At 39.0% G+C, this 21,783-nt stretch carries 22 protein-coding genes and 1 other annotated feature; of the genes, 8 read left to right on the forward strand and 14 right to left on the reverse strand.

The window, feature by feature from the left end:
- The first annotated feature begins 302 nt into the window (after nt 1–302).
- A complete protein-coding gene (locus ACXAFV_RS17000) occupies nt 303–527 on the forward strand; it encodes a hypothetical protein (RefSeq protein ID WP_475128222.1) in 225 nt (74 codons plus the stop codon).
- Nucleotides 528–574: 47 nt separating this feature from the next.
- On the opposite strand, the gene thrS is transcribed toward ACXAFV_RS17000, so the two are convergent.
- On the reverse strand, nt 575–1,777 hold the full coding sequence (thrS, locus tag ACXAFV_RS17005; protein ID WP_475128223.1) for a threonine--tRNA ligase: 1,203 nt from the start codon (nt 1,775–1,777) through the stop codon (nt 575–577).
- Between the two features lie 52 nt (nt 1,778–1,829).
- Nucleotides 1,830–2,044, reverse strand: a binding site (T-box leader).
- 521 nt (nt 2,045–2,565) lie between these two features.
- Here thrS and ACXAFV_RS17010 point away from each other — a divergent pair.
- Together ACXAFV_RS17010 and ACXAFV_RS17015 are read left to right on the forward strand one after the other, a co-directional pair.
- Nucleotides 2,566–2,895 (forward strand): NIPSNAP family protein, encoded by a 330-nt coding sequence (locus tag ACXAFV_RS17010; RefSeq protein WP_475128224.1) that lies wholly within the window; start codon nt 2,566–2,568, stop codon nt 2,893–2,895.
- Complete coding sequence (locus tag ACXAFV_RS17015) at nt 2,892–3,545, forward strand: YdcF family protein (protein ID WP_475128226.1); 654 nt, start codon at nt 2,892–2,894, stop codon at nt 3,543–3,545. Before ACXAFV_RS17010 ends, ACXAFV_RS17015 begins: the two co-directional genes overlap by 4 nt.
- A gap of 113 nt (nt 3,546–3,658) precedes the next feature.
- Here the strand turns inward: ACXAFV_RS17015 and ACXAFV_RS17020 are convergent, their stop codons facing one another.
- A complete protein-coding gene (locus ACXAFV_RS17020) occupies nt 3,659–4,516 on the reverse strand; it encodes a YitT family protein (protein ID WP_475128516.1) in 858 nt (285 codons plus the stop codon).
- 230 nt (nt 4,517–4,746) lie between these two features.
- Between ACXAFV_RS17020 and ACXAFV_RS17025 the strand changes: the two genes are divergently transcribed.
- Together ACXAFV_RS17025 and ACXAFV_RS17030 are read left to right on the forward strand one after the other, a co-directional pair.
- The gene (locus ACXAFV_RS17025; RefSeq protein ID WP_475128227.1) at nt 4,747–5,757 is read left to right on the forward strand and encodes a DMT family transporter; all 1,011 of its coding nucleotides are present in this window, start codon (nt 4,747–4,749) and stop codon (nt 5,755–5,757) included.
- 137 nt (nt 5,758–5,894) lie between these two features.
- Nucleotides 5,895–7,151, forward strand: a complete 1,257-nt coding sequence (locus tag ACXAFV_RS17030; RefSeq protein ID WP_475128229.1) for an ATP-binding protein — start codon at nt 5,895–5,897, stop codon at nt 7,149–7,151.
- A gap of 91 nt (nt 7,152–7,242) precedes the next feature.
- Here ACXAFV_RS17030 and ACXAFV_RS17035 read toward each other — a convergent pair whose 3' ends face one another.
- The 8 genes from ACXAFV_RS17035 to ACXAFV_RS17070 all read right to left on the reverse strand — a co-directional run bounded on the left by ACXAFV_RS17035 (nt 7,243) and on the right by ACXAFV_RS17070 (nt 15,911).
- Entirely contained in the window at nt 7,243–9,096 is a 1,854-nt protein-coding gene (locus tag ACXAFV_RS17035; protein ID WP_475128231.1) for an LTA synthase family protein, read from the reverse strand.
- Nucleotides 9,097–10,710 carry an aminotransferase class V-fold PLP-dependent enzyme gene (locus tag ACXAFV_RS17040; RefSeq protein ID WP_475128233.1) on the reverse strand — a complete coding sequence of 538 codons (1,614 nt, stop codon included), beginning with the start codon at nt 10,708–10,710 and terminating at the stop codon, nt 9,097–9,099.
- A gap of 59 nt (nt 10,711–10,769) precedes the next feature.
- A complete protein-coding gene (locus ACXAFV_RS17045; RefSeq protein ID WP_475128235.1) occupies nt 10,770–11,327 on the reverse strand; it encodes a glycerol-3-phosphate acyltransferase in 558 nt (185 codons plus the stop codon).
- A 110-nt stretch (nt 11,328–11,437) separates the two neighbouring features.
- Nucleotides 11,438–12,151 (reverse strand): YwaF family protein, encoded by a 714-nt coding sequence (locus ACXAFV_RS17050; protein WP_475128237.1) that lies wholly within the window; start codon nt 12,149–12,151, stop codon nt 11,438–11,440.
- A gap of 132 nt (nt 12,152–12,283) precedes the next feature.
- Nucleotides 12,284–13,081, reverse strand: coding sequence for an alpha/beta fold hydrolase (locus ACXAFV_RS17055; protein ID WP_475128239.1), 798 nt, complete (start codon nt 13,079–13,081; stop codon nt 12,284–12,286).
- A gap of 440 nt (nt 13,082–13,521) precedes the next feature.
- A complete protein-coding gene (locus ACXAFV_RS17060) occupies nt 13,522–14,523 on the reverse strand; it encodes a DUF3231 family protein (protein ID WP_475128241.1) in 1,002 nt (333 codons plus the stop codon).
- A 106-nt stretch (nt 14,524–14,629) separates the two neighbouring features.
- Nucleotides 14,630–14,932 carry a TIGR04104 family putative zinc finger protein gene (locus ACXAFV_RS17065; RefSeq protein WP_475128242.1) on the reverse strand — a complete coding sequence of 101 codons (303 nt, stop codon included), beginning with the start codon at nt 14,930–14,932 and terminating at the stop codon, nt 14,630–14,632.
- Between the two features lie 154 nt (nt 14,933–15,086).
- A complete protein-coding gene (locus tag ACXAFV_RS17070; RefSeq protein WP_475128243.1) occupies nt 15,087–15,911 on the reverse strand; it encodes an STAS domain-containing protein in 825 nt (274 codons plus the stop codon).
- A gap of 226 nt (nt 15,912–16,137) precedes the next feature.
- Between ACXAFV_RS17070 and ACXAFV_RS17075 the strand changes: the two genes are divergently transcribed.
- On the forward strand, nt 16,138–16,932 hold the full coding sequence (locus ACXAFV_RS17075) for an MBL fold metallo-hydrolase (protein WP_475128245.1): 795 nt from the start codon (nt 16,138–16,140) through the stop codon (nt 16,930–16,932).
- An 18-nt stretch (nt 16,933–16,950) separates the two neighbouring features.
- Here ACXAFV_RS17075 and ACXAFV_RS17080 read toward each other — a convergent pair whose 3' ends face one another.
- Nucleotides 16,951–17,562, reverse strand: coding sequence for a YitT family protein (locus tag ACXAFV_RS17080; RefSeq protein WP_475128247.1), 612 nt, complete (start codon nt 17,560–17,562; stop codon nt 16,951–16,953).
- Nucleotides 17,563–17,718: 156 nt separating this feature from the next.
- Nucleotides 17,719–18,261: a hypothetical protein gene (locus tag ACXAFV_RS17085; protein ID WP_475128248.1), complete on the reverse strand. Its 543-nt coding sequence runs from the start codon at nt 18,259–18,261 to the stop codon at nt 17,719–17,721.
- Between the two features lie 368 nt (nt 18,262–18,629).
- Here ACXAFV_RS17085 and ACXAFV_RS17090 point away from each other — a divergent pair, with 368 nt between their 5' ends.
- Both ACXAFV_RS17090 and ACXAFV_RS17095 read left to right on the forward strand, forming a co-directional pair.
- Complete coding sequence (locus tag ACXAFV_RS17090) at nt 18,630–19,550, forward strand: hypothetical protein (protein WP_475128250.1); 921 nt, start codon at nt 18,630–18,632, stop codon at nt 19,548–19,550.
- 42 nt (nt 19,551–19,592) lie between these two features.
- Entirely contained in the window at nt 19,593–20,045 is a 453-nt protein-coding gene (locus ACXAFV_RS17095; protein WP_475128252.1) for a GNAT family N-acetyltransferase, read from the forward strand.
- A gap of 46 nt (nt 20,046–20,091) precedes the next feature.
- Here the strand turns inward: ACXAFV_RS17095 and ACXAFV_RS17100 are convergent, their stop codons facing one another.
- The gene (locus tag ACXAFV_RS17100; protein WP_475128253.1) at nt 20,092–20,706 is read right to left on the reverse strand and encodes an alpha/beta hydrolase; all 615 of its coding nucleotides are present in this window, start codon (nt 20,704–20,706) and stop codon (nt 20,092–20,094) included.
- Nucleotides 20,707–20,723: 17 nt separating this feature from the next.
- Nucleotides 20,724–21,704, reverse strand: coding sequence for a ring-cleaving dioxygenase (locus ACXAFV_RS17105; RefSeq protein ID WP_475128254.1), 981 nt, complete (start codon nt 21,702–21,704; stop codon nt 20,724–20,726).
- Between the last annotated feature and the right edge of the window lie 79 nt (nt 21,705–21,783).

A 21,783-nucleotide genomic window follows, 5' to 3' on the forward strand; every position in this document is an offset into this window, starting at 1 on the left:
ATAGAATACCATTTTTTCATAGAACATAAAGGTATTAGTCCAAATTTCTTCCTTTTCCCCTATTTCCACAAGGTATATGTAAAATGTATTGCAGGTCCGTTATAGCTTCAATATTCATCTGTTTCGTGCCCACTCTTTTAAAAAGCTAGCTTTATGAAAACTTAACATTGTAATTACCAGCGGGTTTTAATTGTTCCAAAGATTAAGTAAAGGATCTTATATACGAGCCCTTCTATATTTGTTATAATTTTACTATCAAGTATGAAAAATGAAGGGTTTTCAATGAGACAAGGAGGTAAAAAATGACTGGGACCATTGCAGTTATCATGATTTTTTCCATTCCTATCATTGCTATTTTCACAGATCATATGCAAAAGCAGTCAAAGATCAAGCAAAAAATGCTTGAAGATCAACTCAAGCTTGAACAATTAAAACATGAAAACTTTGTCATTGAAACAGAAAAAATGAAACTTGAACTTGAGCAAATGACACTTGATGAGCCGAAAAAGAACAGCAATGTATTTTAATGAAAACCCGCCTATATAGGCGGGTTTTCATTTATCTATTCAATTTTCTACTTTTCCAATTCATTCATCACAAATTGAATCGCTTTTTCCAGATTTACAACCTCGGATTTACCTTCACGATTCCTCAACGACACATTCCCATCTTCAATTTCTTTGTTTCCGACCACCATTACATGAGGGACTTTGGCCATTTGAGCCTCCCTGATTTTATAACCGATTTTCTCACTTCGATCATCTATTTCCACTCTGATTCCTTCATCCTCGAGGTGCCGTTTCAACTTGAGAGCGTATTCGAATTGTTCCTGAGATATCGGCAGCACTTTTACCTGCACCGGAGCAAGCCACATCGGGAAATTCCCTTCATAATGTTCTATGAGTATGGCCATAAAGCGCTCGATTGATCCATAAATGGCTCGGTGAATCAGGATTGGCCTGTGTACTTTATTATCTTCCCCTATATATTCGCAATTGAATTTTTCGGGCATCTGGAAATCGAGTTGCACAGTACCGCACTGCCAGCTTCGTCCGATGGAGTCCACAAGATGAAAATCGATCTTCGGTCCGTAAAATGAGCCGTCTCCTTCATTGATTTGATAATCTGCATTCCTCTCCAGCAAAACTCTTTCCAAATCATCTTCCGCTTTATTCCACATCTCGATCGACCCCATGTACTCCTCAGGGCGAGTGGAAAGCTCAATCTTATATTGAAAACCAAACTTGGAATAAAAAAGATCTATCAAATCGAGAACGTTATTCAGCTCCGACTGGACCTGATCCTCAAGAACGAATAAATGTGCGTCATCTTGTGTGAAAGACCTGACCCTGAGCAACCCGCTTAATGAACCAGAAAGCTCGTGACGATGAACTAACCCTAACTCTCCATACCGAATTGGCAGCTCACGGTAGCTCCTTCTCTTGCTTTTATAAATCAATACCGCACCCGGACAATTCATCGGCTTGATCGCATACGATTGGTCATCAACATTCGAGAAATACATATTTTCATGATAATGCTGCCAGTGGCCAGACTGTTCCCACAACTCCTGTTTCATCATGACAGGAGTCTTTATTTCCTCATAACCTGCTTTTCGATGCTCTTCCTTCCAAAACTTCTCAAGTTCATTTCTGATAGTCATACCCTTCGGCAGGAAGAAGGGCATTCCCGGTGCTTCTTCCATCGCCATAAATAATTCAAGTTGTGCACCAAGCTTACGATGATTCCTTTTTTCTGCTTCAAATTGAACTGACATGATCATTCCTCCCAATAATTAATTAAATAAAAATAACCACACTCATCCCCATGCAAGGGACGTGTGCGGTCGTGGTTCCACCCTAATTCCGAAGCGGTATCGCTTCGCTCAAAAAAGATAACGGTCTTACCCGATTATGGTTACTGTACTTTCACCATAATTGCTCAAAGGCGGTAAATCATTCTCTATTCTTCAGGGCTCTCAGCCGGTGACCCTGTTCTCTGGAAAGAAATTGAGAACCATTCATGTCCTCTTCATTGCTTTTTATTCTTTTTATAATGGTTTGTGTTTTATATAGTCTGTTGTGAAATCAACCACTCCTCTCAATTGTCTGATCTCAGCTTACGAAAACGATCTATAAAAAAAGACCACACTCATCCCTGTACAAGTGACGCGTGCGGTCGTGGTTCCACCCTAATTCCGAAGCGGTCTCGCTTCGCTCAAAAAAGATAACGGTCTTACCCGATTATGGTTACTGTACTTTCCCCATAATTGCTCCGAGGTGGTAAATCATTCTCTATTCTTCAGGGCTCTCAGCCAGTGACCCTGTTCTCTGAAAAGAAAATCAAAAATGATTCATGTCCCCATCATTGCTTATAAATAGTATATTCCAAACTCTTTCAAATGGTTAAAAAGATTATATGGCAGTATTTTCTAATTGTCAATATGACATCGGAATAAATTTTCACTCCCTAAAACTAATAAACACTAACAAAACAGAAGTATTTAATAATAAATATTGAACAAAACAGAATAAACATGTAACATTATTAAAAAGGAGGAATATCATGGTATACAGAATAAGAACATATCTTATTGACCCAGGCAAATTTGAACTTTTCACAGAGTTTTTTCATCACTACTTACTGCCTAACCAGCTTGAATTTGGTTCCAAGTTGGTGGGGAGGTGGGTAAATTCTGATAAAACCTCGATCATGGCCATTTGGGAATATCAAGATCATGAGCAATACAAGAATATTGAGGAAAACATCAAATTAACAGCACTGCATAAACGCGCACAAACCCGTAAAGGTGAGCTGGGGAATCTTTTTCTTTCGACGAACCAAGAATTCTGGACGATGACCGGTGATTACAAATATATAGGAGGATTAAAATGAAACCGATTATACCTAAAGAAACTGAAATGCCCCCGTTGAGTAAAATACAATTGGAACAAGTTACTGAGCTTACCTTTTTCCAGAGCATTAAGCGTAAAAAGTGTGATGCAATTTTTGTCTTTAGCGGCACCCATCCAGGTCATTGGGAAAAAGCAATCGAGGCTTATAAACTGAACCTTGCTCCTGAAATCATAGTGACAGGAGGAAGAAGTTTGACTGGCATATCCCATCCAGAATGGGAAGGAAAGGGGTTCCGATCTATCACAGAAGCATCCGTGATAATTTCCAATCTCCTTCAAGCAGGTATACCAGAAGACAAAATCATCTATGAAGAGCACTCGACTAATTCTCTTGAAAATGTACTATATGCAAAGGAAATCATTGATTTTACCAGGTTAAATTCAATGCTGGTCATCTGTAAGAGCCATGCAGCAGGCCGCCAGATCAGGACTCTAATGAAACATTTCCCTTCTGGTTTAGACTATATTCCATTTACTTTCAATGCGACTTACCGGAATGAAGAAATCACCCGTGAAAATTGGTTAAACACAGAAATCGGGAGAAAAAGAGTCTGGGGAGAATATAGGAGAATTATTCATTATGGTCAATTAGGTCATATCGTCCCGCCTGGTGAAGAAATGATTCTATAACAATATTAAAAAAAGATAAAAACGCCAGCGACTGCAGTCTTTGCGTTTTTATCCTTTTTTAAAATCGGGGAAACCTTGGAGCAATTATACTTTTAAGAAAAATCTGCTAAGGTTTAGTGAATATCAACTTTCTTAAACCTGCCCCCTCTAACTTCGGCTATATCCGCTATCGCCAGGAAGGCAGATGGATCGTGTTCAGCTACAATATCTTTCAGCTTCGCTTCTTCCAGTCTGGTGATCACACAAAAGATGACTTTTTTATCATCTCCTGAAAAAGCTCCTTCTCCCTTAAGATATGTAACTCCCCTGCCTAATCGATGCAAGAGGGCATCACCGATCTTTTCGTAATTATCGCTGATGATCCAGACAGATTTAGATTCATCCAGACCCTTGATTGTAATATCGATCATTTTGAAGGCAACATAATAAGCAAGCAATGAGTACATGGCTCGATCCCAGCTAAATACAAAACCGGCGCTTGATAATATGAACAGGTTTACAATCATGATGATTTCCCCGACAGAAAAAGGGAGTTTTTTACTTGAAAGAATGGCGAGTATTTCTGTACCGTCAAGTGATCCCCCGTAGCGAATGACCATCCCGACCCCTATCCCAAGAACGATTCCCCCAAATAAGGATGCGAGCAGAATATCTTGAGTAAAAGCAGGGACCGGATGTAGAAAGATGGTAGTAACCGAGAGGATGATGATACCGTACAGAGTGGAAAATGCAAACGTCTTTCCTATCTGCTTATAACCTATGAAAAAGAATGGAATGTTTAAAATAAATATATATAGTCCGAGTTTAAGGCCTGTTAAATGGGAGAGAATGATCGAAATACCTACTATACCTCCGTCTATTACATTGTTGGGGACAAGAAATATTTCAAGCCCCACCCCCATAATGATGGCGCCCATTGTAATCAGGATCACCCTTTTCGCCAATTCCTTTCGTGGGATCTTTCTATGCATGACTTGAGGACGCTCAAGGATTTCCGCTTCACTCAACCTTATCCCCCCCTAAATAAACTGTCCATGAATGGCTTCATAATCAGACTTGTTTCACTTATATAGTATATATTCTAGATAGCATGGAAAATACCTGCTGTAGTAAATAGGGGACACCATCCATGAAAGAGTATACTATTTTAGTGTAAAAGTTTAATATATTATACAATATATGTCTGAAAAGGATGATTAATATGAAAGAAATGATGCTGGGTACTTTGGCTTCTATGTTTTTTGCAGTGACGTTCATATTGAACAGATCGATGGAGCTTTCTGGGGGAAGCTGGCTTTGGAGCTCATCATTACGTTTTTTATTCATGGTTCCATTTCTTGTTTTGATTGTACTTTCAAGGAAAAACATGAAGCAGGTGCTTTTGGAGATGGTAAAAAACCCACTCCCATGGCTTGGATGGAGTTTTGTCGGTTTTGTCTTGTTTTATGCACCGATTACCTATGCGGCAGCATATGGTCCAGGTTGGCTTACAGCGGGAACCTGGCAGCTTACCATTGTGGCTGGGACGCTCCTCGGGCCGTTATTCACTCAAAAAGTAAATACACTGTCAGGAACGGAGACAGTACGTCAAAAAATACCCCTTGGTTCCCTAATTATTTCAATCTTCATTTTATGCGGGGTTATTCTTATCCAGATCCCAAACGCTCAAGGACTTTCTTTGAAAATGATGATGAGCGGTTTCATACCAGTGGTTTTGGCTGCATTCTCTTATCCCCTGGGCAACAGAAAGATGATGGAAGTCTGCGACGGAAGATTGGATACTTTCCAACGTGTATTCGGCATGACAATAGCCACAGTCCCATTTTGGGTTTTGATTGCCTCAGCAGGTTATATGCACGTTGGTCTCCCTACAGCCAGCCAGGTCCTTCAATCCTTGATTGTTTCAGTGTGTTCGGGAATCGTTGCCACTATTCTCTTTTTCATTGCAACCGACATGGTTAGAAATCATCATGGAAAACTCGCTTCCGTAGAAGCGACACAATCAACGCAGGTTTTATTCGTCATGGCTGGTGAAGTATTGTTATTCTCTGCCCCTCTTCCAGATGGAATTGCATTAACAGGGATCGGAATCATTGTCATCGGAATGGTCCTTCACAGCTTGAAACAGGCAAGGATGGTTAAAAAAACGCATACGACTATTGCTCCCATATCCAAACAAAAACAACCGCAAGAAGTTCCTTTAGAAAAGTAGTGAGAGGCTCTTCTTACCTTTGATTATTTTCATCACCAAGAAAAAAGGTACTTTTTTACTTGTAATATTGTCCGTAATTTGGTATCTTATGTTGGTTTAAACCTACAATGTGGTTAAAATTTTCTGGAGGCTTTCATTTGATAACACTTATCAAGACATTATTGATTAATATCACGATTCTTTTTTCGTTAACGTACAATGCTAATATTTTTTTTCCATTCAAAGTTAAACAAATGCTGTTTTTAAAGCATAAAATCACCTATGGTCTCATTGGTGCATTCGGAGCTTTTTTATGTATGCTTTATCCTATCGAAAAGCTTGGGCACACACATTTTGACTTAAGAATGATTGCGATTTTGGTTGTCACACTTTATGCAGGATGGATTTCCGGTTCTCTTGTACTCCTGCTTGTTTTGATTTACAGAACCATAATCGGAGGCCCTTTTGTGACCATAGGTTTAATTGTCTCCATTCTGGCATTCCTGGTAGCTGTCGCATTTCGTACTATTTTTCTTGCTTCAACTTCCAAACTTATGTGGAGCTCGATTATTTTCACAATCTATTCTTCTATTTATTTTGTATATATTTTCCTTTACATTCCTATTTTGTATACTGAATTTTATTTTATCTACTTTACTGTATTCTATCTTACATTCATTTCAATGGTGTTCATCATAGAGCACCTGATCAGGACGAATAAACAGATAGAAGAAATGATGTATCTTGATAAGTTGAATATGGCAGGGCAGATGGCTGCCTCCATCGCTCACGAGATCCGCAATCCCCTTGCTACTGTCAGGGGGTTCATTCAGCATCTTGCTGAGCATACTCAAGATAATCAATTTAAAAAATATTCACCTCTTATACTCGATGAATTGGATCGCACGAATAAAATCATTACTGACTACCTAAACGTTGCCAGACCAGGTAAGTTTCAGTTGACCACACTGAATGTAGACAAAGTCCTGCATGATTGTGTAGAGCTTTTAAGACCATTCGCCTCGTATTCAAACGTATCGATCTCTTATCATAGATCTGGGCAGTTTTGGATCAAAGGGGACGAACAATACTTGAAACAGGCGATCATGAATGTAATAAAGAATGGAATTGAAGCAGTTGAGGGGCAAGGAGAAGTGCATATAGAAACGAAAGAAATCCCATCCTCCGATCGAATCGTGGTTACGATTTCGGATGATGGGAAAGGTATGACCCATGATGAACTAAAAAAAATCGGGCTCCCCTTCTATACAACTAAATCAAAGGGAACCGGACTCGGCAGCATGGTCACGAATAAAATCATACGGGAAATGGACGGGATGATTGAATACGAAAGTGAACTGGACAGAGGAACAAAAGTCAACATTTGCTTTCCTTTGGCACAACAGCAGCAATAAAAATAAGCTCAGGTATAAGCTGTAAATGCCTGAGCTTTCTATTTTAAAGTGATTATTTACATAATATTGTTATAGTTAAATTTACTTCAACCTATTCGAGAAACCTCAACAAATCTCCATAAATGATATCGTCTGACATCCCCAATTCTTTTCTGGCGATTTCTTTATATGGTTTGCACTGATTATCAAGTACAGGCTGGCCATTCTTCCGGCTGTAACAGACATTATCTTTATAAACGTATTTTTCTGTCACAAATCCTCCATCCCTAAAAATGACTGGATGATTCTTGACTCTCGTAAACAAGTTGTGACCGAAAGAAAGATTTTCTTTCGATTCTATACCAAGTAAATGCAGAATGGTCGGACGGATATCAATTTCCCCGCCAATTGATGATATGGTCTTCCCTTCTGTTCCAGGCACATGAATGATAAGAGGAACCTGCTGAAGCTTCATGTGATTCAGTGGAGTGTCTTCCATATTCATTAGTTCCAACACTCCCGTCTCATATTTCTCAGAAATACCATAATGATCTCCATACAACACGAAAATCGATTTTTCATATATTCCCTTTTCCTTCAATTGATCGAAAAATCGTTTGATAGCCTCATCTTCATACCTAACTGTAGTTACATACCGGTTGACGACATCTACTTCAGTTGATGCCTGAGGAATAAACTGATCTTCTTCTTCCAATAGAAACGGAAAGTGATTGGTTAACGTAATAAAGCGAGTATAGAATGGCCTGGGAAGATCTTGAATGTAAGAAATTGACTGATTAAAAAATGGTATGTCCTTTATCCCATAATTAACCGAATTTTCTTCTGTCACCTCATAATCTTTCTTAGAGTAAAAACGATCGTATCCAAGAGACTCATACATGATATGCCTGTTCCAAAAGGTAGCATCGTTTCCATGAAACACTGCTGAGTAGTAGCCAGCATGATCATTTAGGATATGAGGCATACTCTTAAATTTATTCTCAGGATTTCTCACAAATACTGAACCGCTCGCAAGCGGATAAAGTCCTGTATCGATCATAAACTCCGAATCCGACGTTTTTCCTTGTGCAGTCTGATCATAGATTTGGTTAAAGTAATAGCTGTCTTTCACCAGGTAATTCAAAAATGGAGTAATCTCTTTTCCCTCTAATTCCTTGTTGATGACAAAGTTTTGTGTCGACTCCATACTGATCAAGATGACATTTTTCCCTTCTGCTATACCGAACAGATCAGACTGGTCATTTTTCTTTGACTTTGTATAGTTTAGCGGGGAATTTGTGTCAGTTTGAGACGCGACTAATGGATTGAGATTAACGCCAAGAGCATAGCATGTATCGTAGACATGATAATTATAAGGACCAATGGCTGTAACCATCTGTTCCCGATCATACGCTTCCTGAAATAAAAAAGGGCTTTTGATTAGACCAAGAGCTACTGTCAATATGACAATTACAAAGCTTACCGATAAATAGTTCAGTTTCTCTTTTGAAGTAATCGAAGGCATACGCCTGCTTTTTTTGTTCAAGTACCATCCGGCAGCGATGATATCTACGAAAAGCAGTAAATCCCAAGCACTCATCAATTCAAATGTACTTGGACCGATTCCTCCGACATTCTTAAATTGAAACAGAATCGGGAGAGTTACATAATCCGTATAAAAACGAAAATACAGTAAATCGGCATATAGAATCCCGGTGGTTATTACAATCGTCAGGAATAACGTAAATGCATGAACCTTCTTACTGAAATAAAAGCTGAAACCTATTGCAATCATTAAAGAGCCAATTGAATTTATAAGAAGAAGACATAATTCAAGAAAAGAATGCACAGCGATATTAAAGCCTGAAAACATGACAATTATCGTCTTGACCCAAAGCAAAAGTAATATGATTGCTATCAGTTTGAATTTTTTCATTTTAATAAGTAATTTTTTTAATTTTTCCATTTACACATACCTGATTTCCTTCATGGGCGCCAGTGCATCTTTAAGAATGGTAAGTGCCTTCATAACTTCTTCTTCCTGCTGATATCCCATCAGTGCAAGCTGAACCCAGTTCCTTTTCAGAAGATAATCACTTTCATAGCTGAGTAATACTCCTTTTTGCTTACATTCATCCCCGATTATTCTGCTTGATAACCCTGGGGGGATATCAACTGTGATGACTCCCGGTGAATAGTTTTCATCTCCGACCATTCGAACATTCCATTCTCTTAATGTCTCCCTCACTGTATGGGACAACCGGGTATTCTCAAACAAATTGATGTTCTTTAAGGCTTCTTTCAATGCTTCAGTCAGGTTTGAAGAATGAGTGAAGGGTATGCTCCCTTTTTCTGCATACAAGCCTACATCCAAGTATCTTGGTATCGATGGATTTGAAGAAATCTCATCCCTGTGAAAAACAATTCCTAGTCCGGGATAAGATCCGATCCCCTTCCCGCTAACTGAAGTTGCGATATAGACATCTTGAAAATCCACCGGAACGACACCAACAGAACTGCATGCATCCACACATAATTCAGCATGATATTCCTTTGACAATGAAAGAATGCCTTCCAGGTCGTATAAATAGCCAGTTGAAGTCTCACAGTGAACGGTCCAGATCCATTTAGGCGAATAAGCACTTAAAATCGACTCAATATCTGAAAGTGAGATAACTTCTCCCCATTGTTTTTCAATTGTCCTAAAAGATAACCCGCTTCTGTAAGCATGATCGATCAGTCTATATCCAAACTCCCCGTTTGCCAGAATCAGGCCCTCTCCGTTTAACAGCTTTAGCTGCTGAGCAACCATGTCATTGGTCAAGGTGCCTGTTCCCACCACTACTTCAGCATGATTCGCTTTAGTTGACTGGCATAAAGCTGATTGAATTCCTTTTAATTCCTGGATAAATGGGGTGCTTCGATGTGAAACGGATGCTTTCCTGAAAGCCTTTTCCACCCCGGGGTGAAGAGGGACTGGTCCTGGAAGGAAGGAATGTGTCAACGTACTTCTGCCATCATTGGAAACTGCCTGCATCAATTTTTGGAAAGCCTTTGTCGAATGCTCAAAGCTCTCCTTTGTTAAGTACATAGGTTGAAACCGTGCATCCTCCTCTCCCACCAGTGATGCAAAAGGCTTGAAGCCGATTCTCCTATACAGTTTAAGCTGACGGACAGTCCCTGAAATAAGAGCTAGATTATACCCTTTCTCTAAACAGAATTGAACAAGTTTCTCACACAACCCATAAAAAACACGTGTACTTCTATACTCTTCTTTAACGGATAAAAGGCGTACTTCACAAGGTAAACTGCCAGAAGGGATATATTCGTCCAGATTATGAAGCTTATGGTCAAGGGAAAAAGGACGATTGGCACGAACGGCAATCATCCCGATGATTTGTTCATGGTTTTTCGCAATGATATATGTATTCTCATCATGAAATTTATCTATGAGCTGTTCTTTGTCATTCTCCTCATGCTGCGGGATTTCTTTCACAAAGGTTTGATAATTCAATTGATTGATCTGTTGGAATTCGTATGGATCGGTTGCAATCTTATATATAAAGGAATGCTGCCTCATACATGTACCTCCTCTTGATGAAGTGAATTTCATGATTTTAATTAACTGTGAAACGAAAATTATTTAAAATGAGACATTACCACTATGACGAACAAAAAAAGAAGACCGCTTGGTAAGATGAATGAATCTTCAATCAAAAATACTGTAAAAGGAATGGAAGCCATTGAGAGAAAACCTGCAGTTTTATAACGCCGCAACAGCCCATAGGATATTCCCATGACACCTGCGGCGGCACCTATGGAAATGGGTGATAAAAACAAGGCAGAAGCCAGATATACAACTACACCTTTGCCTCCATGAAAACCCAGCTGCATAGGAAATAAATGACCGATGCACAGGAAAAGTGAACTTATGACCAAGGTAATGTCACTGTCAACAAGCCATTCCTGTACAATAAACAAAGTAAAGAACACTTTGCCGGCATCGATCAACAAGGTGAGTAGAAATCCCTTTTTGCCGACTATACGCCCTGCATTTGTGGCTCCGACATTCCCGCTCTCCAATTCCCTGATATCCTCACCAGTGAACAGCTTCACAACATAGTAAGCACCCGTCAAACTTCCAGCTATATAAGAAATTGCCATGGTAATAACAAACATACTAACTACATTATCCAAAGCTCTGCACCTTACTTTTCTATAAGAATCCTTTTCTTCATTGTGAAGATGTTCATTTTTTAACAGAAAAGTGCTTAATTAATAGACGAACGCAATTTGAAAAAGTTTCATTATTTTACAATTTTTCTAATATAAAAGGGAATATACAACAAATAAAAAATCAAAAAGGAAATAGCTTCCAACGACAATAAATACCAGGGGTACTCACCTAAATAATCAATCGGACTAGGATTGAAAGGTTTATGAGTGAGAAACATATAATTAGCGTCTAGAAGTGTATTCAGGCCATACACTCCCGAAGCGATTATATTCAATGCCAGAAACGACTTTAATGGTGAATAAATGGTTACTGTGAATCTCTCAACCCAAACCATATAAAAGCAGGAAAGCACAATTGCAGCATGGACGGTAAAAAACTGAAAATATCTTATATGAGGATAACCAAAAAACAATTCAGGAGTGATCATGGCAATAAAGGCCCCCGTCATGCTTGCAAAAAAAGCAATCTCGAATAGCAATCTGTTTCTAGTCAAAAGCATGATGATACATAAATAAAGAGAAATCGAACATAATTGAAATGGAAGGTTAATTGCAAGAGACCATACATCATTCACTGCATACCATATATGAAACAATATCTCGCCTGCCACCATCAGTGATATGAGCAGCCACCTTATTACCTTCTCCCCAACAGCATTTAATCTGTGTCTATACATATATAAAAGAAAAATAAGGACAAACATAAGAATAATCGCGTTTATATGTGAAAACGAAAATAATTCAAATGGATATTCCTCGTAACGAAAATTCAACAAATCCTTCATTCATATCCTCCTCACTTCTAATATTCTTGTTTCGTGCCCCTTTTTCCTTTTTTTAGTCATTAGCCTGTATTTGAAGAAGTTTTCAAATGAATAGAAAAAACCCATTTTACGGTTCGTAAAATGGGTTGGGTTTCATTGTACTTTTCGAAGTGGAATTCTTTGTTGACGGGAAAGAAACTCCAAAGCATAATAATTAAACTCTTTGGGTTTCTCCACATTGCATACATGACCACAGTCGTCTAAGAAAATTTTCTCTGCTGAGGGATCTCCCTGTACATCCCTATCAAGAGCTTTAACGAATAAATGATCCTCTTTCCCGGAAATATACAGTTTGGGAATATGTGATGCTATTTTTTGAACGCGCTGATAGGTAGACTTTACATATGGAGTCAGTCTGTACCAGCTCAGAAAGTCATGTCGATTCATTTTCTTGGCTTCTCTGATGAACAACTTTCGTGAAATGGCATGATTTTTCTTCGGCATCATAATATACGCAAATATCTTATACAACCATATAAAGGGAATGAACGATTTGATTGCATCCCCCAGCTTTAAAAGTATAGAAGCAAACAGTGTAAAGCGTGTAATGCAGCCGGCTAATACAGCACTCTTCACACGATGAGGGTACCGCTGTAACAATGCATGAATGAAGATGGAGCCAAGTGATACCCCTACGAAGTGAGCTTGTTCAATTTTCAGATGATCCAGAACCTTTAACACTTCACGAAGGTTCAATTCAATTGAAAATTTTTCGCCATAGCTTTTCACACTTGGCGACTGTCCATGACCAGGCAAGTGAATGGTAATCACATTATAGTGTTTTTTAAATGCATGGAGCTGTTTGCCGAAAATATTTGAATTACCTCCAATACCATGAAGGAATACAACATATTCCTCGAAATCTCCTTGATGAACTCTATATTCCAGCATGTGTTCTCTCCTTCAAATGCACGAAACTTAAAACAATTTTCCCTTTAGTGTAATTGGTTCCAAAACACCAAATGATAGCTTTCAATATATATATAATCTTTATTGTATCTTAATACTTCATGCATTGACATAGTGGAAGTGCAGAAAATTCGACTATTTTGTGAGGATATAGCTGGCATCACCTTGCATCTGGAAGACTCTTACATATTTTGGTGGAAAGCCCATTAAAAAAGGTTACCCAGCAGGCAACCTTAATGATATATCTTATCTAATTGTATACAGAAACGAACGGAAGTTTAGATATATGGAATTCATCCAATATTTAAGCCTCTTCCTTAAAACTGCTGCTTTAAATAAGCTGAAAATCAATAGCAATAAGACACCAAATATGTTAGAAAGAATGATTTCACCTTTATTCATTTTAACCCCCTATATTTGATTTACTTATATAAATTCTTTTGATCAATTGCTTGAGGCGGCTGCTCCATCCATCCCCTTTTGATCAGTAAAGTTAATCCATCTGTTGAATATTTCATGATTTCTGTGATAAATAATCCGTAATGCACTGCAAGATCCTTTCTCATTGACATCGTTGCTGCATGAGTTAATGTTGTCAGACCTACAGTGTTTGAAGCAGAAATAAAGAATAGCATGAGTTTCTCAGAAAAAGGGGGGGCAACGGTATTTTTCACTTCCATTGAGACAGGATAAGTCGGAAAGAACTCGTCTTTCATCAATACTTTATTAAAAGTGAAAATCTGCTTCTCGCTTAATTTCTTACCATGACGTAAATATTCTTTTACATCTTTGTCTTTTGATACTTGTAGAAAACCCTTCAGCATGACAAGACCGATACAGTTTCTCTCGATTGCAAAAAAAAGTTCACTCAGTTCGAACGCGTTTAACGGTCTGGATTCGCCTAACCAGGTTTCCATCAAGGATGGCTGATGCTTAATGAAATTGACGGAATCTGGATATTCCATTTTTGGTGGACGGTCATATATCCCTTTCGATATCATTAAATTCAATGATTCTTTGTATAAATCGCTGGTATCCTTCAGCTTTTCATGAAAGAATGCTGAAATATCTTCCCTGGCCACTTTTCCTAGATAAGTTGCATAATGGGATATGATGATTTGCCCGGCCCGATAGATAAAACTTAGAGAGAATAAATTCGTGAATAACGGGGGGACCGTGAGATCAATATCCTTGTCTGAAAAACCTTGAGGCACCGGAAAGTCCTCTTCCTCAAATATGTTTTTAATCTTTTCGATTGTATCATTGCATGAAGTCAATACATCCTCTAATAATCCCTTTATATCTTGGTCATCGAGATGATGAAGGAAATACTTATAAAAACAAATAGTTGCTGAGCAATTCATGTAACTTACCCATAATGCTGTTATCTCGGCTGTCGTTAAAGGAATTTTTTGTTTCGCCATTCGTCCGCTCCTTTAGATAATTATTACTGATTAGTGTTTTCATAATTGGTAGGCTTATTCCAAAAAAATTTTAGGGACTGCCAGTACTGGCAGTCCCTAACAATTACTATTTAGACTTTGATTTCACTTCATACTTAACAAAGAATGGCAGCAGCAGTGAAATGGCAAATGCAATCATAACAATGATCCCGAATGTCACAGCTTTGGTCAAACCCATATCAGGAGCGATCAACAATCCAAAAATAACGGCAGGAACAATGATCAGAAATGACACAAAAAACTTTGAAGCAAAACTGATTGTATGCTTCTTTCCACAGCTTTTGCATTCAACAGGCTTATACGAACTCCATATCGAAAATAATAGTTCTTTCCATTTGAATTTACTCTTACAAACTTCACATCTCTGCAAAACATTTCCTCCTAGGCATCACATCTGAATCTCCCTCTATCTTACCATAAAGTTTCTTGAAGAACGCTTAATTTGAGAGATGTTCCTAATTCATGCACAAAGGAAAAAGCCATGGACAGTTTGATTCCATGACATTCAGGATTAAGGTATAAAATCAAATACGTTGTGCCAGAGCTTGTTTTAAAGAACCAAGAATTTTAATTTCTTTAAAGTCTATCCCAAGACTTACGACAGCATGAGCTATTTCAGGCCGCAGCCCAGTAAAGATTGGCTGTACCCCTATTAGTTTCAATGATTTAGCAAGGACAAAAAATTCATTGGCCACCATCGTATCCACAATCGGTACACCGGATACATCGACAATTAATTCTGAGTTCCCCAATTCCCCGCATCGTTCCAATGCAGTTTGCATTAATATCTTCGCCCGATGAGTGTCCAGGTCCCCAACAAGTGGAAGAATCGCGATATCATCAGATAAAGAAACGACCGGTGTTGATACCTCCAGCATTGTATCTTTTGCCAGGCGGATCGTCTTCTTATGGTAATCTACAAATGTGACACTATACACATAGGCCGTTTGATCGAGCAATGAATCAATAATCTCATTGATTCTCAATAATGTTTCTATCTTCATCATGGGTTTATCCATATTATCCTGGATGAAAAGCCATATTTCTTTACGGTATATTTTATTCATACTGAGCAGTTCGTCGATGGCTATACCATGATCTACCGCTGTCTGGCCAGTCTTTTGAGACCAGGCGTTCAAATCATCCCACACGGCTTCTGCCTCGAATGCGATTAACGCCCTGCCAGTCATTTCAATCAATTGTGAACGCCAATCCATCATTTCTTGAAGATGAAACTTATTCCTTTTTAAAAACTGCTTGTAGTTGTCATTTAAGGATTCGCTAATTTTCTCAGAGATTTGCATTTTATTCGTAACGATTAATTCACCTAAAACTCTTGCCTTTTCCAACGAAATGCCCCCTCAAGCCTTTTGTTAAGTCATTTCTGCTTAACTCTTTAGTTTGATATATAAAACATCCTTATTTTATACCCTTTCTTTTTTACTTTAAAACCTTTTAAAAAATATTTTAAGGTGAATTTTAAAAAACACAAAACATGAATAAAAAATTAAAGGACTTTTACCATTAAATTTAGAATATAATCACTAATCTATTTATAAGAAAGGGAATCCTGTCTTGATAAAAACATTCAAGTTAGTCAGAAAAATCGCTGGTCTTAGAATGCCCGTCTATATCACACTTGTCGATGACACACTAGTTGATTCGGGTCCATATAGTTTACATAGGCAAGTGCGAGGAATCATTAAGGAACATCATATACAGAGTGTCATCCACACTCACCATCATGAGGACCATACTGGAAACAGTCCCTGGATCGAAAAGCACATGAAGATTCCTCAATGGATCCATTCAAATGGTGCGGCAAAATGTCTGGAGGATACAAAGCTTCCCTTTTATCGTTCAGTGTTTTGGAATAACCGAAAGGCGTTTAAGCCAATGGAATTCGAAGGTGATGTGTTCAAAACAAGAAGACATGTATTTAAGATTATTCATACTCCCGGTCATGCTGATGATCACATTATTTTCATTGACGAGGAAAATGAAATCTGTCTTTCAGGTGATTTATACCTGTATCACTCACCAACCTCCCATTTTTCATTTGAATCTGTGCCAGAATTAATCCGCTCACTAGATAAAGCGCTGCACTACTCTTTCAAGGAAGTTTACTGTTCACACAGCGGGTATCTCCCTAATGGCAGGAGATTAATGGAACGAAAACGTGATTTTCTACTGAACCTTCAGGAGAGTGTTTTGAACCACTACCGGGACGGACGGACCCCTGCTGAAATAAGGAAGTTGTTATTACCCAAAGATAAACCTTTTCAATACCTTTCATTTTTCGAAAACTCACCCATTCACACAGTGAATTCAATCATCAAAATAAGTGAAGGCCCTCCCTCAGTGCTTTAAATCACTGGTGGAGAGCCTTCACTTTGCCGTTTTTCCAACCCAGGAAGATTCCTGCCTGATTTCAATCTTATAAATGAAATCAAGGATTTTTGTTCCGATGAATTGACAGATGAGTGCATAAAGGATGACTTTTAGATCAATGACAATCCCAGTTAATAATAACAAGCCGCCGTTGATGACAAAAAGGGTTTTTCCGGGAGAATACCCCTGTAATTTGGATATGATAAGTGCAAGGATATCCATTCCGCCTGAAGACGCACCCATTCTGAAAAGAATCCCGATCCCGATTCCGAACAAAACTGCCCCGATTATCATATCTACCACAACATTTGATAATGGTGCTTCCATATGTGGACTAATGTAGTTGACGGTGACAGATGTAACTGTCACACAGAACATTGTCCAAACGGCATTCGCCTTTCCGAGCCATTTAACAGCGGCAATCAACAATCCTGCGTTCAATACCCAAAGAGTAATCGAGAAGGGTATATGGAAGAAGAAATTCAGCAGTACACTGGCACTTGCAGCCCCGCCTGATGGAATGAAGTGCGGAAACAGAAAGACTGCCATTGCCGAACCCTGAATTCCTGATGCTATTGTGAGGATGACTGATTTAAGCATGTTATTCATTTCTTGTATTACCCCAGCTTCCCGGTGTATTTTATATACTAGTTTAGTAGTCTTTTACGTAGTCTGCAATGTGAAATTGTGCTTAATCCTCATACAATCAGGAACTTGCTTATATTAAAATCCTTGGGGTTATTTGGAAAGCAAATGAATTCTGTTTCACTCTACTCTAATAACAATATTGCCTGCATCATCACCGTTGCTTTCTACTTCTATTTTCCACAGGCCATTTTCTTCAAAATATAAGGATATTGGTGCACTATATGCCCAGGTATTAAAAGGAGTGAAGTTGGCGCTAACTGCCTTTTGAAACCCTTGTTTTTCTTCTCCTTTTTTACTGAGTTTCAGATTTATATTTTCATGATTTCCCCATACCAGTATAGAAGTCCGATATTCCCTGCCCGCTTTCGGAGTCTCCTCAAAAGCAATTGCTGCTTCTCCCTCATTTCCTTGGAACAAATGAATGTCACCATGTGAATTTTCCACTTGAATGATGGCGGCTTCCCTCCATTCTTCTGCTTTGATAACAAATGAATCCACTACAAAAGCGGCAGCTGCCGCCGCGGCTAAACCAATCATTGTATTTCTGAATGAATGGCGCCTCTTGAAGGCATTCAATAACTCGGATTGTGGTGCGAATCGTCTCGCAAAAAGAAATACTGCTAAAATTGAAACCAATATACACCCGATCACAAAAAACATAAAAATCCCTCCTAATCTTCAAATTTCATTCCCTTGTATACGCTTTGCAAGCAAGAAAAGTTTCACGCAAACCACAGCCCTCCATCATATTGCAGTTGATTACAGCCCTTCAATATATTGAGAAGTTGCCTGAAAAGCAGGAATATTAAAAGCGAACAGCTAATTTAGTATAGTGCACATTTTTAAAAGAACACTTTTCAAAGTCTATTTTTTTTGATATATGAAAATCTTGAAACCCGGCTTTCTACGGCTTTCCATTTTAAGTAGATTTGCAAAGAACACGCGACACACTTTTCATTCAACTGCTAACACCACTTAAGAAAAGCAACAATCATAACTAAACACTATCAGTAAAGGGGTTATGTACTATGATGCTTACCAAGGTAAATTGGGATTCAGCAAGGTCTTTTTTATTTTCGCATGCCCGTCCCCTGGAACAAAAACTATTCACCTATCATTTTGAAAATGGAAGCAAAGAAGATGCAGTAGAAGAACTGGCCTTCTTTCAAAATAGCGATGGCGGCTTTGGGAACTGCCTCGAACCGGATTTCAGGTTAGGGGTTTCGTCTCCTCTGGCTACGACAGTAGGTTTACAGATTGCCAAGGATCTTAAACTGGAGATGGACCACCCTGTGGTTGTGAAAGCAATGAGTTACCTGGAATCAACATACGATGTACAGAAGGAAACATGGCATGCTGTACCTCCCGAAGTAAATGACGTTCCACATGCTCCCTGGTGGCATTTCGATAAGGAACAAGGGTTCTGTGGAGTACAGACAACATGGGCTAATCCAAATGCTGAGATTGTCGGATATTTTCACTTATACCAAAAAGAAAACCCGTCATTAAAAAAATGGACAAGAAAAGCTATTGAGGAACTAACCAAGCTCCCCAACCCTATTGGACAACATGATTTTCTTTGTTATTCAAGGCTGCTTCAAAACCTCACTGATCATGAAGAAGCTAAACAAGATATATATTTATCATTATCTCAATCAGTTCATGAAACAGTCTGCAAAGATCCTGCCAAGTGGAATGAATATGTAGCGAAACCTTTAGATATCACACCGTTTCCTTCCTCTCCATTTCAAGAACAACTTAAAAAGGAAGTGGGGATGCAATTAGATGCCGAAATCAATTCTCAGAATGAAAATGGCAATTGGCAGCCATCTTGGTCTTGGTTCGGTCAATACGAAGAAACGTGGAAAAAGGCAGAAATCGAATGGCAGGGTATCTTGACGCTGTCCACACTCCGGTCCCTTGATGCCTTCGGGAAAATTGAACGGTAAGTCACTCATTGAAACTCATGAACTGCTTAAGGAGGAAAATACATGAAAGTCACTCCAATGACTTCCGAAGAATTTGAGATATTTCTAGAAAAATCGATCATAAGCTATGCAAAAGAAAAAACACGCTCCGGCAACTGGACCGAAGAGGAATCCATTGACAGGGCGAAATCAGATTATAAGAGATTTCTCCCGAAAGGTGAAAAAACGGAAGACAATTATCTTTATTCGCTGCAAAAAGACAATTCGCATATCGGCTCCTTTTGGCTTGCCGTTATGCCCAACAACACAGGATATATTTATAATATCGAAATTGAAGAAGACTATCGTGGACAAGGTTTAGGTAAATTAGCAATGAAAGAAATCGAAATTAAGGCTAAGGAATTAAAGTTGAATAAAATAGAACTGCATGTGTTTGCCCATAATACGACAGCCAGACGCCTTTATGAAAATATCGGCTATGAAGTCACAAATGTAATCATGGCAAAATCAATCTAAATTAAATAACCCGGGAGACTCTCAGCACTTCCCGGGTTTCTTTCATCTATCCATTATTAAAATTCATTTCAAACCATTCTTTCGCTGCATCAACTTCTTCTCTTCTTAATTCATGACCGCCTTCAGTCCAATACTCGGTAACAGGTGATTTCGCATCGATCAGGTTCTTGATCAGTTCCTTCGTTTCAGCCATTGGGATCAATGGATCTCTCTTGCCCGCTCCAATGAATACAGGGGAATCACTTAATTCCGGAAGTGTGACCCCTCTGCGGGGAACCATTGCATGAAAAAGCATCCCGCCTTTAAGTGCATGTTCATGATGATATAAGAGATTCGCCGCAATATTGGCTCCGTTTGAATAGCCTATGGCCACCACATTTTCACGGTCAAATTCATATTTCTTGGCACTTTCATCAATGAAATCATTTAATTCTTTTGTACGGAATAATAAATCTTTCTCATCAAAGACCCCTTCACGCAAACGTGCAAAGAAACGAGCCATCCCATTCTCGTCCACGTTTCCTTTTACGCTCAATACAGACGCGTCCGGAGCAATCATTTCAGCAAGCGGCAATAAATCCCTTTCGTCTCCACCGGTGCCATGCAAAAGTAATAAGGTAGGCAGTTTATCATTTTTACCTTTATTAAAAATATGCTTCAACTTCATCCCTCCATTGTTTATTCTTTCGTATCCAGCGGTTTTAATTTTGCCTCAATGGATTCACGCTGGTTTTCAAAGTATGGCGGCAAGGAAAGATTCTCACCCAAGCTTTCAAAGTTCTCATCTGTTTCAAAGCCGGGTCCGTCCGTAGCTAGTTCAAATAGGATGCCGTTTGGTTCGCGGAAATAAAGTGAACGGAAATAATAACGTTCTACAAATCCCGAGTTGGGCAGTCGTGTCTGGGTAATCCAGTCCACCCATTTACGTAATTCCTTTTCGTCTTCAACACGGAACGCAACGTGATGGACACTTCCTCTTCCTGGTCTTTCCTGGGGCAGATCATTTCTCTCTTCGAGGTGAACCTCTGCCCCTGTTCCGCCTTCTCCAGTTTCAAATACACGAATGTCAGGCTGCCCTTTTTCATAAGCAGAGAAGCTTCTCGTTTCACGATAGCCCAATACTTCCTTCAATATTCTAGCGGTAAGTTCCCCTCTTTCTACAGTAAGAGTAACCGGACCCAGACCCACTATTCCATATTCGAATGGTATCGGGCTCTTCTCCCAAGGCTTCCCTCCTCGAACTCCATCATTGTTCTCATCGGAAACGAGCATCAATCGTTGTCCTTCAAAATCCCGAAACCCTAATGCAGCTCTTCCTGTATGATGAGAAACCTCATCATGTTCAACCCCTGATTCTTCAAAGCGGGTCTTCCAGAATTTCAACGCTTCATCGTTTTTGACTCTCAGCGAGGTCAAAGTGATGCTGTTATTTCCCTTGTACGTATGACCGGCATGAGGGATTTCAAAAAAAGTAAGATCTGTCCCCGGATTCCCTCGTTCATCCGCATAAAAGAGGTGATAGACAGAGGTATCATCCTGGTTGATGGATTTTTTCACTAACCTAAGACCTAGTGTCTTTGTATAGAATTCATAGTTTTTCTTAGCGTTAGCCGTTATGGCAGAAACATGATGCTGCCCTTTCAATGGTTTTAAATCCATTCAAACTCACTCCCAATCAAAAATGGTTCTATTCAGTATTTACAAATAGCTTACACTATATTTATCTTTAATTCAAGAT

It is taken from the genome of Rossellomorea sp. ABR4_012, assembly GCF_056159545.1.

Bases quoted from the DNA above. Each gene is read 5' to 3' on its own strand.
- ACXAFV_RS17000 (WP_475128222.1), top strand. From the start codon at position 303: ATGACTGGGACCATTGCAGTTATCATGATTTTTTCCATTCCTATCATT.
- thrS (WP_475128223.1), bottom strand. From the start codon at position 1,777: ATGTCAGTTCAATTTGAAGCAGAAAAAAGGAATCATCGTAAGCTTGGT.
- ACXAFV_RS17010 (WP_475128224.1), top strand. From the start codon at position 2,566: ATGGTATACAGAATAAGAACATATCTTATTGACCCAGGCAAATTTGAA.
- ACXAFV_RS17015 (WP_475128226.1), top strand. From the start codon at position 2,892: ATGAAACCGATTATACCTAAAGAAACTGAAATGCCCCCGTTGAGTAAA.
- ACXAFV_RS17020 (WP_475128516.1), bottom strand. From the start codon at position 4,516: ATGCATAGAAAGATCCCACGAAAGGAATTGGCGAAAAGGGTGATCCTG.
- ACXAFV_RS17025 (WP_475128227.1), top strand. From the start codon at position 4,747: ATGAAAGAAATGATGCTGGGTACTTTGGCTTCTATGTTTTTTGCAGTG.
- ACXAFV_RS17035 (WP_475128231.1), bottom strand. From the start codon at position 9,096: ATGGAAAAATTAAAAAAATTACTTATTAAAATGAAAAAATTCAAACTG.
- ACXAFV_RS17040 (WP_475128233.1), bottom strand. From the start codon at position 10,710: ATGAGGCAGCATTCCTTTATATATAAGATTGCAACCGATCCATACGAA.
- ACXAFV_RS17050 (WP_475128237.1), bottom strand. From the start codon at position 12,151: ATGAAGGATTTGTTGAATTTTCGTTACGAGGAATATCCATTTGAATTA.
- ACXAFV_RS17055 (WP_475128239.1), bottom strand. From the start codon at position 13,081: ATGCTGGAATATAGAGTTCATCAAGGAGATTTCGAGGAATATGTTGTA.
- ACXAFV_RS17060 (WP_475128241.1), bottom strand. From the start codon at position 14,523: ATGGCGAAACAAAAAATTCCTTTAACGACAGCCGAGATAACAGCATTA.
- ACXAFV_RS17080 (WP_475128247.1), bottom strand. From the start codon at position 17,562: ATGAATAACATGCTTAAATCAGTCATCCTCACAATAGCATCAGGAATT.
- ACXAFV_RS17085 (WP_475128248.1), bottom strand. From the start codon at position 18,261: ATGTTTTTTGTGATCGGGTGTATATTGGTTTCAATTTTAGCAGTATTT.
- ACXAFV_RS17090 (WP_475128250.1), top strand. From the start codon at position 18,630: ATGATGCTTACCAAGGTAAATTGGGATTCAGCAAGGTCTTTTTTATTT.
- ACXAFV_RS17095 (WP_475128252.1), top strand. From the start codon at position 19,593: ATGAAAGTCACTCCAATGACTTCCGAAGAATTTGAGATATTTCTAGAA.
- ACXAFV_RS17105 (WP_475128254.1), bottom strand. From the start codon at position 21,704: ATGGATTTAAAACCATTGAAAGGGCAGCATCATGTTTCTGCCATAACG.